The sequence below is a fragment of the Azospirillum sp. B21 genome, from assembly GCF_008364825.1.
Taxonomy (GTDB): Bacteria; Pseudomonadota; Alphaproteobacteria; order Azospirillales; family Azospirillaceae; genus Azospirillum.
This window is the reverse complement of the sequence record NZ_VTTO01000001.1, coordinates 780,705-793,711: the sequence shown is the minus strand read 5'-3', so window position 1 is coordinate 793,711 and position 13,007 is coordinate 780,705. Positions and strand designations below refer to the sequence as shown.

The following is a 13,007-nucleotide window of genomic DNA, read 5'->3' as shown; positions in this document are numbered from 1 at the left end:
GGCGAGGCAGTGCGATGGCGCGGATATCGGCGGGCCGCCTGATGGCGGTGATGGTGAAGGAGTTCATCCAGATGCGGCGCGACCGGCTGACCTTCGCCATGATGGTGGGGGTGCCGATCCTGCAACTGATCCTGTTCGGCTTCGCCATCAACTCCGACCCCAAGGCGCTGCCGACCGCCGTGCTGGTCGCCGATTCAAGCCCTTTCGCCCGGACGCTGGTGGCGGCGATGGAAAACTCCCGCTATTTCGCCATCACCCGTGCCGCGACGTCGGAGGCCGAGGTCGACCGCTTGCTGGCGGAGGGGGAGGTGCAGTTCGCCGTCACCATCCCCGCCGGCTTCGCCCGCGACCTCCAGCGCGGCACCCGCCCGGTGCTGCTGGTGGAGGCCGACGCCACCGACCCGGCGGCGACCAGCAATGCGCTGTCGGCCCTGTCCACCATCGCGCGGCAGGCGCTGAACCCCGACCTGACCGGACCACTGGCGGCCTTGCGCGCGGCTCCCGATCCGGTGGAACTGCGCATCCATCGCCGCTACAACCCGGAAGGCATCACCCAGTACAATGTCGTGCCCGGCCTGATGGGCGTGGTGTTGACCATGACCATGGTGATGATGACGGCCCTGGCCGTCACCCGCGAGCGGGAACGCGGGACCATGGAGAACCTGCTGGCCATGCCGGTCCGCCCGTTCGAGGTGATGCTGGGCAAGATCGTTCCCTTCGTCGCTATCGGCTATGTCCAGGTGCTGCTGATCGTGGTGGCGGCGCGGCTGCTGTTCGATGTGCCCATCGTCGGCAGCCTCGGCCTGCTGTCGGCTGTGCTGATCCTGTTCATCGCGGCCAATCTCGCCGTCGGCTTCACCTTCTCCACGCTGGCGCGCAACCAGCTGCAGGCGATGCAGATGTCCTTCTTCTTCTTCCTGCCGTCGATGCTGCTGTCCGGCTTCATGTTTCCGTTCCGCGGCATGCCCGGATGGGCGCAGGCGGTGGGGGAGCTGCTGCCGCTGACCCATTTCCTGCGCATCGTCCGTGGCATCCTGCTGAAAGGAAACGGGCTGGCCGAGATCGCGGCGGAGGTGCTGGCGCTCCTCCTGTTCCTGACGGTGGTGACGGTGGTGGCGCTGAGGCGCTACCGCCAGACGCTGGACTGAGCGCCGCAAGCCGTAGCTTCGGCCAAGGGGCGCACCACGGATGGACCGGAACGGCGCCTGACCGTCCGGTTGTGCGGCCCGGAGGCATCCTCCATCATTCCTTAACCACGACTCCGCTATAGCCGTAACAGTGGCGGTGCTGGCGGCGGTGCTGGCGGCGATGCGGGGAACGGATATGGGATTTCGCGCTTTCGGGGGGCGTGCCTTCAGGGTTGTCGCGTGCGTCGGGCTGGCTGTCGCCCTGCTGGCGTCGGGTGCGGCCGACGCCAAGCAGCGCAAGAAGAAGCCGGCACCGATCCCGGCTTATGCCACCAGCGTCGCCTGGGGCGCGGTGTCCGGTCCGTCGCTGGGCGGCGCGCAGTCCATTGGCGGTTATGCCGCGGGATGTGTCGCCGGCGCCCGCGCCCTGCCGCCGGAAGGGGTCGGCTATCAGGTCATCCGCCTGTCGCGCAAGCGCAACTACGGCCATCCGGTGCTGGTCGACATGCTCCGTGATTTCGGCCAGCGGGTGGCGCTCGCCGGGCTGGGCACCGCGCTGATCGGCGACATGGGGCAGGCGCGCGGCGGCCCGATGCCGTCGGGGCATGCCAGCCACCAGATCGGGCTGGATGCCGATGTCTGGCTGCGGCTGGACCTGCCGCCGATGGGGCGCGCCGGTCGCGAGCGGCTGGAGGAGATCAAGTATGTCGACTATGACCGGATGCGCGTGACCGAGGACTGGTCGGACCGGCAGGCGAAGATGGTCCAGATCGCCGCCAGCGACGCCCGGGTTTCCCGTATCTTCGTCAGCCCGGCGATCAAGCTGGCGATGTGCCAGCGCAACTGGTCCGACCGTGCTTTCCTGAACAAGCTGCGGCCCTGGCACGGCCATGACGGCCATATGCACATCCGCCTGAACTGTCCGGCCGGCAGCCCGCTGTGCGAGCAGCAGACGGCCCAGCCCGACGGTGACGGCTGCGATGACGAGCTGATGTCCTGGCTGACCAGCGCCTCCCCCGCCATCGAGCGTCCGCCGGGCTACAAACCGGAACCGCGGGTGGTCCGCAAGATGCCCGCCGCCTGTGCCCCGGTCCTGAACGCAGCGGGTACGCGCATGGCCTCCTTGCCGGAATCGACCCCGGCACCGGCCAAGGCGGCGCGCTGACGCCACGCCCGAAGGACGGCGTTACAGCAGGGAAATTTTTCCACTTGCATGCAATTAGCGCCGGTCTAACCTGAGGCTGGAAGAATTCTTGCGGGTGGTGTGTTTCAATGTCACGGAACAACCGCAAGGATGATGCGCCGCGTGGCGCCGAACGGGGGATGCCGGCGGCGCCGGAGGCGTCGATCGGCCGATGGGGTGGACGACGGCGATGACGGACAAGGACGGATCGTCCGGGCACGGACCGAGCCTGAAGACGCGGCTTTACGCCTGGTGGGAAGGCTATGACCTGTCCGGCCTGAAGACCAGGAAGGGCGACGAACAGCAGCAGGCTTCGGCGGAGCCGCAGCCGTCGAATCCCGGCCCCGGTCCGGGCATGAACCGCTGGGGCAAGCCGCTGTGGACGGCCACCCGCATCGAGGTGGCGGAGAAGATGTGGGGCGAGGGCTTCAACACGCCCGGCGGCGCCGACCATATCCCCTATCTGGTCAAGCCGCTGGGCCTGAACCCGGCGATGAGTGTGCTCGACCTCGCCGCGGGGCTGGGCGGCACCAGCCGCACCATGGCCGGCAAATACGGCTGCTGGGTCACCGGGCTGGAGGCGTCGGACCTGCTGGCGAAGGAAGGGATGGTCCGTTCCTTCAAGCTGGGGCTGGAGAAGAAGGCGCCGATCGAGACCTTCAACCCCGAGCATTTCGGCTATCCCAAGCGCGTCGACGCCATCGTCTACAAGGAAGGCCTGTTCTTCGTCCGCGACAAGGAGCAGATGTTCGACGGGATGGAGCTGGCGCTGAAGCCGCGCGGCCATCTGCTGATCACCGACTATATCGCCGAGGCCGAGGTGATGGGCGCCAAGGCGGTGCAGACCTGGTGCGACAAGGAACCGCTGACGCCGAACCTGTGGCCCAAGGACCGCATGGCCAACGCCTTCGCCCAGCGCAACCTCGACCTCCGCATCGCCGAGGACATCACCGACACCCACCGCGGCCTGATCCTGTCCGCCATCCAGGGGCTGGTCGATCATCTGGAAAGGTTCCAACTCGACACCCCCACGAAGCTGGCGGTGATGGAAGAGGTCGAACTCTGGGCCCGCCGCGTCGCCGCCATCGAGGCCGGCGTGCGGGTCTATCGCTTCTACGCGATCAAGCCGGCGGAGTAGGCGGTGGGGGAGTATCGGCTGACGATGTCACCTGAAAAAACTTTTGCGCGATTGCATTTTTCCTCTTGAGCGTGGCGGTCGGTCTGGGTACATAGAGCGCCCCGCGTGACCCCAAGAAACGCGGGACGCGCTTGTGGCGGAACTGGTAGACGCGCTAGGTTCAGGTCCTAGTGGCTGAAAGGCCGTGGGGGTTCGACTCCCTCCAAGCGCACCAACACCCAAAGTGTTGGTGAGGTAGAAGAGAAATATAGTGGGGCCATAGCTCAGCTGGGAGAGCGCTACAATGGCATTGTAGAGGTCAGGAGTTCGATCCTCCTTGGCTCCACCATTTCTTCCCGCCGTCGGGGCGGACTGATCCCGACACTCCCAGATATTTATCGGTACACCGAGTGTGGCTTTCCAGCATCACGGAGCCGCAGTCAGGGTGTTACCACCTTGGGGCGCATGGCCGAACGGGTGCCGCTCACGGATAATCTCGCCTGCCGATCCACCGGCATCCTATCCGCACGCCATTCCGTTTTTTCCGGAGCGCCCGCCATGTCCACACGGATGGAACACGGGGTGAGGACGCTTGTCCTCGCCCTTTACGATGAAGCTGCATTGACGGCGGCTGCCAAGGGCCTGACCGGGCTTTTGGCCGAACGGGCGGCCTTGTGCGAGGCGGCGAGCCTCGCCGCCGGCCCGGCCCGCCGTGCCGTGTCCGAAGAAGAGGTGCTGCGCATCGTTCTCGCCGCCCGCCGGGTCCGGCGCCTCGGCCGCGGCGTTCGCGACGACTTGCCGGCTTTGGTGCCTGCGCTTGCGGCGGCACCGATCCGCCCGGCGGCGGTGATGAAGCCACGCCGCGGCCGTCTGGCGCTGTGGGCGATGCGCTCGCTCGCTCACCGTCCATCGGCGGGCCTGATCTGAGCGCGCGTTTCCGGTCGCCGTTTTGAAGGCCGGCTTTTAAAGCTGCGGGAATGGACCGTTGCGGCCCTGCGTCGCGTCGGTCCATTTCGTTTCCGTTGCCCGCCCGATCGGGGGGAGCTATCGCGGATGCGCGCTGGCGCGCCGCGGCGGGGCAGGTTACATACGCAAGGCCGTGCTTGCGCCGCAGCGATTGCGTCGCGAGCATCCGCGTCGTCCTCGGATTGGCCTCCCCCGGAGTAGAGCGTTGCCCAGTGGACAGTTGACCAGCCTGCCGCCCGTCATCTCATCCATGCGCCGGACCGTCGCCGCCGCGTGCCGTCCGGCCTCCCGGTCCTGATACGCAGGGGATCGGAACAGGCATGCGCAGGACGACGATGAAGCCGCGGGCCGACTGGCGCCCGGGTCTCCGCAAATATCCCTATGGTGTGCGCGCCATGTCGGCCGGGGCCGGCTGGCGGGAGGACACCGTCTATGAGTTCAGCGCCACGCAGATCGATCTGATCGAAAGCGTCGCGGACGAACTGCACAGCATGATCGCCGTCGCCGTGCGCCATGTGGTGGAGCACAAGCTGTTCGCCGCACTCGGCATCCGCGGCGATCTGGCGCGGATGCTGGAAGCGTCCTGGACCGATTACTGGGCCGGCGGGCGGCGCAACGAGCGGGCCGGCGGGCTTGCCGGGCGGCTGACGCTGGCCTATGACGGGCGCGACAGCATCAAGCTGCTGGGCTGCAATTACGACACCGGCGAGGGGCTGTTCGCCGCCTCCATCATCCAGCGCAACTGGCGCGAGGCGATGGCCTCCGACGCCAACCAGTTCAACGGCCTGCACGAGGCGCTGGTCGAGCGGTGGGAGGAGATGGCGGCAGGGGTGCCCGGCCGCGGGCGCATGCATGCGACCTGCGCCACCCCCGATCCGGTGCGCGAGGGCGAACTGGTCTATCTGGCCGCCACCGCGGCGGAGGCCGGCATCGACACCCGGCTGCTGCCGCTGCACTCCATCGCCTGGGACGGCCGGCGCTTCCTTGACGACGAGGGGCAGGCGATCTCCTGGCTGGCGAAGCTCTATCCCTGGGACGGGCTGGCCGACGATGGGTTCCTGCAGCGGCTGCGCAGCAGCGGCATGAGCGTGCTGTCGCCGCTGTGGTGCTGGCTATGGTCGAACCACGGCCTGCTGGCGGTGCTGTCGTCCCTGTACCCGCGCCATCCCAACCTGTGCCGCGCCGCACTTGATCCAAGCGGCATCGCCGGGGCGGACATGGTGACGGTGCGGGCCTTCCATGGGCTGGACGGTGCGCCGACCCGCGTCGTGGATCACGGTGCGGTGATCGCGGACGATGGGCCGGAGATCGGCGGCGATGTCGCCGCCCACGGGGCGGTGTGGCTGGAGACTCCGCCCTGCTTTCGCGAGGAGGATACCCGCGCCGTCCTGCACGCCTGGATCGTCGGCGACAAGTGCCTGGGCATGGGGGTGCGGGAATCGACCGATCCGCGGCTTGGCCTTGGCGGCGGCCCGGATTGGGCGATGGTCCCGCACCTGTTCAGGGGCTGATCGCTTCCCGGGTTCGGCCCGTCAGGGCGCGAAGGGGTTCTTCAGCGCCGGACCGAAGGTGGCCTTGCGGGCGGCGCGCCAGATGTTCTCGGTCGCAAGATCGTTGCCGCGGTCGGCGATGGCCAGCCCGGCCACGCCCTGCTGATGGGCGAGCCAGTTGCGCAGCATGTCCTCGAAACGGGAAACCTCCCGCGGATCGTCGCTGGCCAGGGTGATCGAGACGGTCAGTTCGGTGGTCATGGTCGGTTCCCTCCTGACGGTTGGATGGGCCGAACCCACGCGGCAGAGCCGCCGGACCGGCACCGTGGACGAGAAGGTGCCCCCTATGCACGGCCCCAAGCCTGCGCGCCCGATTCGGCCGGCGCAATGAAAAAGGCGGGGTATGACCCCGCCTTCCGTGCTGCCCGTCCTCCGGAACAATACCGTCCGGTTGCCTGGCGTCCGGTTATTTGGCGTCCGTCTTGCCGGGCGGCTTGGCGATGCTGGCGATCTGCTTCTGCAACTCGTCGATCTGCTTCTGCAACTCGTCGAAGGTGGCGCCGACCGCCGGGGTGGGGGGAGTCGTGGCGCCCGGCTGTCCGGCCGGACGTTGGCCGGCGACGTCGTCCGGGGCGCCGGCGACGCCGAAGGGCGTGAACATCCGCATGGCCCGTTCGAACATCGCCATGTTCTGCTTGCTGACCTCGTCCAGGCGGCCGAACGGGAACATGCCGCCCAGCGTGTTCTGGAAATAGTCGCGCATCTGCTCCTGATTGCGGGAGAAGGCCTGCATCGAATATTCCAGATAGCGCGGTACGACCGACTGCATGTTGTCGCCGTAGAAACCGATCAGCTGGCGCAGGAAGCTGATGGGCAGCAGGTTCTGGCCCTTGCTTTCCTCCTCCACGATGATCTGGGTCAGGACGGAGCGAGTGATATCCTCCCCAGTCTTGGCGTCATAGACCACGAAGTCCAGCCCGTCCTTCACCATCTGGCAGAGATGGTCCAGCGTGACATAGCTGCTGGTGGCGGTGTTGTAGAGCCGCCGGTTGGCGTACTTCTTGATCGTGATCGGAGCGGACTTCTGGTCTTCCTTGTCGGCCATCGCGGACTCTTTCAAGAAGGGACATATTCCAGAACCATCATGTTCCAGAATACGGGGACATTGCGGCGGAAATTGTTCCGTCATTAGGACTACTCGAAGGGATAGCAATTTGTCCAGCGTTGCGCCGCGGCATACCGCCGCGGTTGCGCTCCGAAACGCCGCACTGATGGAGAAGCGAGACGCGCCCGGACAGCCTCCGCCGATACCCGAACGGACAGGTGGGGAGCCATGCCGCACTGGTCAATCCGGCCCCGCCGCCCTTATAATCCGGCCATGGCCGACCCGTCGCAACCAAATCCTCCGCCTGATCCGCCATCCTATGAATCGCTGGCGCGCCGCTACCTGGACCTGTGGCAGGACCAGTGGACGGCAAGCGCCGCCGATGCGGAGACGGCCGACATGATGGCCCGGATGTTCCAGATGATGGGGCAGGGGATAGCGGCCGTGGCACCGTTCGCCTTCGGGCCTGCCGGGTTCGGATTCGGTGCGGGCGGCATGCCCGGCAGCGGTTGGGATCCCCGTCCGGCACCCTTCTCCCACAACGTTTCTCCCCAAAGCGAACGGCCTTTCGATGAGCGAGCGCCCACAGGACAGGACGGGGGAAAAGGGGAAGCGGGCGGACGGGACGCCCCTTCGCATGGGGCCGCGCCCGCTGGGCCTGCATCTGACGGCGGCGCTGGGCAGCTTGCTCAGCTCCTCGGCCGCATTGCCGCTCTTGAGGAACGGCTCGCTGCCCTGGAATCCGGCCCTGAGGGAACGGGCGGCAGCGCTGAGGGACGAAATGTCGCAGGCCGACCGGCTGCGCGGCAAGGCGGGGCCAAGCGCCGACGACCCTCTGAGCCGGGAGGTTGACCGTGAGGTCCGGCGCCGCATCGACGCGGTCCTGACCGGGATCGAGCGCTACCGCCGCCACCCCTATGTCCGCGATCTGCCCGACCCGCCGGTGGTCTGGACCGAGGGCGGATCGCGCCTGCTGGATTATGGCGAGGGGGGCGGCGGGCGGCCGGTGCTGTTCGTGCCGTCGCTGGTCAACCGCGCCTACATCCTCGATCTGTCGCGCGACAAGAGCCTGATGCGCTGGCTGGCGGCGCGCGGCTTCCGCCCGCTTATGCTGGACTGGGGCAGGCCGGGGCCGCTGGAGCGCCGCTTCACCCTGACCGACTATATCGCCGGCCGGCTGGAACGCGCGCTGGATGTGGTGGTGGAGGCGGTTGGGCGGCCGGTCCCGGTGGTGGGATACTGCATGGGCGGGCTGCTGGCCGCGGCGTTGGCGCAACGCCGGCCGCGGTCGCTCGCCGGGCTCGGGCTGATGGCGACGCCCTGGGATTTCCATGCTGAGGATGCGGCCACGGCGCGCCGGGTGGCCGCCTTCATCCAGCCCTGGGGACCGGCGCTGGAGCGCTGGGGCGAGTTGCCGACCGACGCGCTGCAGGCGCTGTTCGCCCAGCTCGACCCGCTGCTGGCGTTGAAGAAGTTCGGCAGCTTCGCCCGCATGGCGCCGGACTCCCGCGCCGCCGCGGCCTTCGTCGCGCTGGAGGACTGGCTGAACGACGGGGTGCCGCTGGTGGCCGGGGTGGCCCGCGATGCGCTGGCGGGATGGTATGGGCGCAACGACACGATGGCCGGCGCCTGGATGGTCGCGGGCCTGCCGGTCGATCCGGCCGCCATCCGCGTGCCCACCCTGGCCCTGATCCCGGAGCGCGACCGCATCGTCCCGCCCGCTTCCGCTCTGGCGCTGCCCGCCGCGATCCCCGATGCCCGCATTCTGCGCCCGCCGCTGGGCCATATCGGAATGGTTGTGAGTGCCGGTGCCGAGACCGGAGTGTGGAATCCGCTGGCCGAATGGCTTGCTGCGACAGGTTAGCGCCGCGACCTTCGGCCAGCTTGCACCCGTCACATTGCCCGACTTAAGGTAACAATCACTCCGAGCGTCCCACCAGCGCTATAATAAAACTGTCCTATTTCGAGGAGCGTTCAATGACCGAAGTCGTCATCGCCGGTGCCGCCCGTACGCCCATCGGCAGCTTCAACGGTGCTCTCAGCACCGTTCCCGCCCACGTTCTGGGCGAGGTCGCGATCCGCGAAGCGCTGGCCCGTGCCAAGACCGACGCGGCGGAAGTGGACGAAGTCATCCTGGGCCAGATCCTGACCGCCGGTCAGGGCCAGAACCCGGCCCGCCAGGCCGCCGTCAACGCCGGCATCCCGGTGGAGGCGACCGCCATGGGCATCAACCAGCTCTGCGGTTCCGGCCTGCGCGCCGTCGCGCTCGGCTATCAGGCGATCAAGAACGGCGACGCCGACGTCCTGGTCGTCGGCGGCCAGGAGAGCATGAGCATGGCGCCGCACGTCATGCACCTGCGCAACGGCACCAAGATGGGCTCCGCCGAGCTGCTCGACACCATGCTGCGCGACGGCCTGACCGACGCCTTCCATGGCTATCACATGGGCACCACGGCGGAGAACGTCGCCCAGAAGTGGCAGCTGACCCGCGACGAGCAGGACGCCTTCGCCGCCGCCAGCCAGCAGAAGGCCGAGGCTGCCCAGAAGGCCGGCCGCTTCAAGGACGAGATCGTCCCGGTCACCATCAAGGGCCGCAAGGGCGACGTCGTCGTGTCGGACGACGAGTATCCGAAGCACGGCACGACCCCGGAATCGCTGGCGAAGCTGCGCCCGGCCTTCTCGAAGGACGGCACGGTGACCGCCGGCAACGCGTCGGGCATCAATGACGGCGCCGCCGCCCTGGTTCTGATGTCGGCGGAGAACGCGGCCAAGCGCGGCGTCACCCCGCTGGCCCGCATCGTCTCCTGGGCGACCGCCGGCGTCGATCCGGCCATCATGGGCACCGGCCCGATCCCGGCCTCGCGGAAGGCTCTGGAAAAGGCCGGCTGGACCGTCGACGACCTCGATCTGATCGAGGCGAACGAGGCCTTCGCCGCCCAGGCGCTGTCGGTCAACAAGGACCTCGGCTGGGACACCAGCAAGGTCAACGTCAATGGCGGCGCCATCGCGCTCGGCCACCCGGTCGGCGCTTCCGGCGCCCGCGTGCTGACCACGCTGCTGTATGAAATGCAGAAGCGCGACGCCAAGAAGGGTCTCGCCACCCTGTGCATCGGTGGCGGCATGGGCATCGCCCTCTGCGTCCAGCGCGACTGAGGACCGGGCGGGCCGCTTTCCAAAATGGAAGCGGCCCGTTTCGCTTGAAGGCTTGGGACATCCGCCGGACCTGCGGAGGGAGTACCATGCCCAAGAATAAAAAATCAAAGAAACCAACCAATCATCACTAAATCTGGGGAGAAGAACTATGGCTCGTGTTGCAGTCGTCACTGGTGGCACCCGCGGCATCGGCGAGGCGGTTGCCGTCGCGCTGAAGAATGCCGGCTACAAGGTCGCCGCCAACTATGCCGGCAACGATCAGGCGGCCGAAGAGTTCACCGCCCGCACCGGCATCCCGACCTACAAGTTCGACGTCGCGGACTTCGACGCCTGCAAGAAGGGGATCGCCGCGATCGAGTCCGATCTCGGTCCGGTCGACGTGCTCATCAACAACGCCGGCATCACCCGCGACGGCGTGATGCACCGCATGACCTACGAGCAGTGGGAAAAGGTGATCCACACCAACCTGTCCTCCTGCTTCAACATGTGCCGCAACGTGATCGACGGCATGCGCGAGCGCGGTTTCGGCCGCATCGTCAACATCGGCTCCGTCAACGGCCAGGCCGGCCAGTACGGTCAGGTCAACTACGCCGCCGCCAAGTCGGGCATCCACGGCTTCACCAAGGCGCTGGCGCAGGAGAGCGCGGCCAAGGGCATCACCGTCAACGCCATCGCCCCCGGCTACATCGACACCGACATGGTGCGCGCGGTGCCGCCGAACGTGCTGGAGAAGATCGTCGCCCGCATCCCGGTCGGCCGCCTCGGTCGCGCCTCGGAGATCGCCAAGGCCGTGCTGTACCTCGTCGACGACGACAACGGCTTCATGACCGGCTCGACCCTGTCGGTCAACGGCGGCCAGCACATGTATTGATCCCGGGCCGGGTCTCGCACCCCGGTTCATGAGCTGTGACGAAGCCCCTTTCCCGCTTCCGGCCGGACCCTTGGTCCGCCGGGGGTGGGGGAGGGGTTTTGTTTTTGGGGCGGGTGGAAGCGTCCTGTACGTTTGAGATGGAGGTGGTCATGACGGCTGACACATCGAAGTTACCGGCCGAGGACATGGACGAGCATTCGGAAAGCACGATCGACCTGCTTCGGCGACTGATTGATCAGCGATTGTCCGGGCCGTTCATTGATGCCGAAGGGTTCAATGCGCTGTTGGACGCCAGGCAAAGCCGACATCGTAAGAATGGCTCGGCGAGCTAGGCGCCGACACCGGTCTTTCTCAGCATATCTGACCCCGCCGCACTTGACGGACCGGCCGCCGAGTTGAAGGTTATCGTCCGTTTCGGACGCACCACCCACACACTGGACACCCTGCGATGCCCTACACCTCGTTGCGTGACTTCATCGACCGGCTGGAGAAGGCGGGGCGGCTGGTGGTGGTGAAGGAACCGGTGTCCACCGTACTGGAGATGACCGAGATCCAGACCCGCCTGCTGGCCGAGAACGGCCCGGCGGTGCTGTTCGAGAACGTCGTCAAGGCCGACGGCACGCGCTCGGAGATGCCGGTGCTGGTCAACCTGTTCGGCACGGTGGAGCGGGTCGCCTGGGGCATGGACCGCGAGCCGCACCAGCTGCGCGCCGTCGGCGAGACGCTGGCCTTTCTCAAGCAGCCGGAGCCGCCTGGCGGCTTCCGCGAGGCGCTGGAACTGATCCCGCTCGCCAAGACCGTGCTGTCGATGAAGCCGAAGACTGTCGGCTCCGCCCCCTGTCAGGAGGTGGTGCTGACCGGCGACGACATCGACCTCGGCCGCCTGCCGGTGCAGGGTTGCTGGCCGGGCGAGCCGGCGCCGCTGATCACTTGGCCGCTGGTGGTCACCAAGGGGCCGACGGGCAAGCGCGAGGACGACTTCAACCTCGGCATCTATCGCATGCAGGTGCTGGGCAAGAACAAGACCATCATGCGCTGGCTGAAGCACCGCGGCGGCGCCCAGCATCATCACCGCTGGGCCGCGAGCGGGAAGCGCGATCCGCTGCCCTGCGCGGTCGTGCTGGGGGCCGACCCCGGCACCATCCTGGCCGCGGTGACGCCGGTGCCCGACACCCTGTCGGAATACCAGTTCGCCGGTCTGCTGCGCGGCAAGAAGGTGGAGCTGGTGGAGTGCAAGACCGTGCCGCTGAAGGTGCCGGCCCAGGCGGAAATCGTCCTGGAAGGCCATGTCAGCCTGGACGAATACGCCGACGAGGGACCCTACGGCGACCACACCGGCTATTACAATTCTGTCGAGCCTTTCCCGGTCTTCACCGTCACCGCCATGACGATGCGGCGCAAGCCGATCTATCTGTCCACCTTCACCGGCCGGCCGCCCGACGAGCCGTCGGTGCTGGGCGAGGCGTTGAACGAGGTGTTCATACCGCTGCTGGTCCAGCAGTTCCCGGAAATCGTCGATTTCTGGCTGCCGCCGGAAGGCTGCTCCTACCGCATCGCGGTGGTCAGCATGAAGAAGGCCTATCCCGGCCACGCCAAGCGCGTGATGATGGGCGTCTGGTCCTTCCTGCGCCAGTTCATGTACACGAAATGGGTGATCGTCGTGGACGACGACATCGATGCCCGGAACTGGAAGGACGTGATGTGGGCGATCTCCACCCGCATGGACCCGGCCCGCGACATCACGGTGATCGAAGGCACGCCGATCGACTATCTCGACTTCGCCAGCCCGGAATCGGGCCTTGGCGGCAAGGTCGGTCTGGACGCCACCAACAAATGGCCGCCGGAGACCAAGCGCGAATGGGGCGAGAAGCTGCACATGACCGATGATGTCGTGGAGAAGGTCAGCCGGAAATGGGACCTCTACGGCCTGCCGGGCAGCGGGAAACCGATCTGGAAGTGAGGGGGACGTCCCTCTCCTACGGAGGGGGAGGGACG

The 13,007-nt window shown here is 67.3% G+C and carries 12 protein-coding genes and 2 tRNA genes; 12 read left to right on the top strand and 2 right to left on the bottom strand.

Annotated features, from left to right (window positions below):
- Window positions 1–14: 14 nt before the first annotated feature.
- The 7 genes from FZ983_RS03835 to FZ983_RS03805 all read left to right on the top strand — a co-directional run bounded on the left by FZ983_RS03835 (window position 15) and on the right by FZ983_RS03805 (window position 5,904).
- Window positions 15–1,148, top strand: a complete 1,134-nt coding sequence (locus FZ983_RS03835) for an ABC transporter permease (RefSeq protein WP_149222241.1) — start codon at window positions 15–17, stop codon at window positions 1,146–1,148.
- A gap of 175 nt (window positions 1,149–1,323) precedes the next feature.
- Window positions 1,324–2,292 carry a penicillin-insensitive murein endopeptidase gene (mepA, locus tag FZ983_RS03830; RefSeq protein ID WP_247883556.1) on the top strand — a complete coding sequence of 323 codons (969 nt, stop codon included), beginning with the start codon at window positions 1,324–1,326 and terminating at the stop codon, window positions 2,290–2,292.
- A 208-nt stretch (window positions 2,293–2,500) separates the two neighbouring features.
- Entirely contained in the window at window positions 2,501–3,448 is a 948-nt protein-coding gene (locus tag FZ983_RS03825; protein ID WP_149222240.1) for a methyltransferase domain-containing protein, read from the top strand.
- Between the two features lie 127 nt (window positions 3,449–3,575).
- Window positions 3,576–3,662 (top strand) — tRNA-Leu (locus FZ983_RS03820).
- Between the two features lie 38 nt (window positions 3,663–3,700).
- Window positions 3,701–3,776 (top strand) — tRNA-Ala (locus tag FZ983_RS03815).
- Window positions 3,777–4,009: 233 nt separating this feature from the next.
- Complete coding sequence (locus tag FZ983_RS03810) at window positions 4,010–4,354, top strand: hypothetical protein (RefSeq protein ID WP_247883555.1); 345 nt, start codon at window positions 4,010–4,012, stop codon at window positions 4,352–4,354.
- 359 nt (window positions 4,355–4,713) lie between these two features.
- Window positions 4,714–5,904 (top strand): glutathionylspermidine synthase family protein, encoded by a 1,191-nt coding sequence (locus FZ983_RS03805; protein WP_149222238.1) that lies wholly within the window; start codon window positions 4,714–4,716, stop codon window positions 5,902–5,904.
- 21 nt (window positions 5,905–5,925) lie between these two features.
- Here the strand turns inward: FZ983_RS03805 and FZ983_RS03800 are convergent, their stop codons facing one another.
- Both FZ983_RS03800 and phaR read right to left on the bottom strand, forming a co-directional pair.
- Window positions 5,926–6,144 carry a hypothetical protein gene (locus tag FZ983_RS03800; protein WP_149222237.1) on the bottom strand — a complete coding sequence of 73 codons (219 nt, stop codon included), beginning with the start codon at window positions 6,142–6,144 and terminating at the stop codon, window positions 5,926–5,928.
- 205 nt (window positions 6,145–6,349) lie between these two features.
- Complete coding sequence (gene phaR / locus FZ983_RS03795; RefSeq protein ID WP_149222236.1) at window positions 6,350–6,988, bottom strand: polyhydroxyalkanoate synthesis repressor PhaR; 639 nt, start codon at window positions 6,986–6,988, stop codon at window positions 6,350–6,352.
- 637 nt (window positions 6,989–7,625) lie between these two features.
- Between phaR and FZ983_RS03790 the strand changes: the two genes are divergently transcribed.
- The 5 genes from FZ983_RS03790 (at window position 7,626) to FZ983_RS03770 (ending at window position 12,972) form a co-directional block, all read left to right on the top strand.
- Entirely contained in the window at window positions 7,626–8,852 is a 1,227-nt protein-coding gene (locus FZ983_RS03790; protein WP_348771037.1) for an alpha/beta fold hydrolase, read from the top strand.
- Window positions 8,853–8,965: 113 nt separating this feature from the next.
- Complete coding sequence (locus FZ983_RS03785; RefSeq protein ID WP_149222234.1) at window positions 8,966–10,141, top strand: acetyl-CoA C-acetyltransferase; 1,176 nt, start codon at window positions 8,966–8,968, stop codon at window positions 10,139–10,141.
- A gap of 148 nt (window positions 10,142–10,289) precedes the next feature.
- On the top strand, window positions 10,290–11,012 hold the full coding sequence (gene phbB, locus FZ983_RS03780; RefSeq protein WP_149222233.1) for an acetoacetyl-CoA reductase: 723 nt from the start codon (window positions 10,290–10,292) through the stop codon (window positions 11,010–11,012).
- Window positions 11,013–11,161: 149 nt separating this feature from the next.
- On the top strand, window positions 11,162–11,344 hold the full coding sequence (locus tag FZ983_RS03775; RefSeq protein WP_149222232.1) for a hypothetical protein: 183 nt from the start codon (window positions 11,162–11,164) through the stop codon (window positions 11,342–11,344).
- Window positions 11,345–11,460: 116 nt separating this feature from the next.
- Window positions 11,461–12,972, top strand: coding sequence for a UbiD family decarboxylase (locus FZ983_RS03770; protein ID WP_149222231.1), 1,512 nt, complete (start codon window positions 11,461–11,463; stop codon window positions 12,970–12,972).
- Window positions 12,973–13,007: the final 35 nt, after the last annotated feature.

Bases quoted from the DNA above. Each gene is read 5' to 3' on its own strand.
- FZ983_RS03805 (WP_149222238.1), top strand. From the start codon at position 4,714: ATGCGCAGGACGACGATGAAGCCGCGGGCCGACTGGCGCCCGGGTCTC.
- mepA (WP_247883556.1), top strand. From the start codon at position 1,324: ATGGGATTTCGCGCTTTCGGGGGGCGTGCCTTCAGGGTTGTCGCGTGC.
- FZ983_RS03825 (WP_149222240.1), top strand. From the start codon at position 2,501: ATGACGGACAAGGACGGATCGTCCGGGCACGGACCGAGCCTGAAGACG.
- FZ983_RS03775 (WP_149222232.1), top strand. From the start codon at position 11,162: ATGACGGCTGACACATCGAAGTTACCGGCCGAGGACATGGACGAGCAT.
- phaR (WP_149222236.1), bottom strand. From the start codon at position 6,988: ATGGCCGACAAGGAAGACCAGAAGTCCGCTCCGATCACGATCAAGAAG.
- FZ983_RS03800 (WP_149222237.1), bottom strand. From the start codon at position 6,144: ATGACCACCGAACTGACCGTCTCGATCACCCTGGCCAGCGACGATCCG.
- FZ983_RS03785 (WP_149222234.1), top strand. From the start codon at position 8,966: ATGACCGAAGTCGTCATCGCCGGTGCCGCCCGTACGCCCATCGGCAGC.
- FZ983_RS03790 (WP_348771037.1), top strand. From the start codon at position 7,626: ATGGGGCCGCGCCCGCTGGGCCTGCATCTGACGGCGGCGCTGGGCAGC.
- FZ983_RS03835 (WP_149222241.1), top strand. From the start codon at position 15: ATGGCGCGGATATCGGCGGGCCGCCTGATGGCGGTGATGGTGAAGGAG.
- phbB (WP_149222233.1), top strand. From the start codon at position 10,290: ATGGCTCGTGTTGCAGTCGTCACTGGTGGCACCCGCGGCATCGGCGAG.
- FZ983_RS03770 (WP_149222231.1), top strand. From the start codon at position 11,461: ATGCCCTACACCTCGTTGCGTGACTTCATCGACCGGCTGGAGAAGGCG.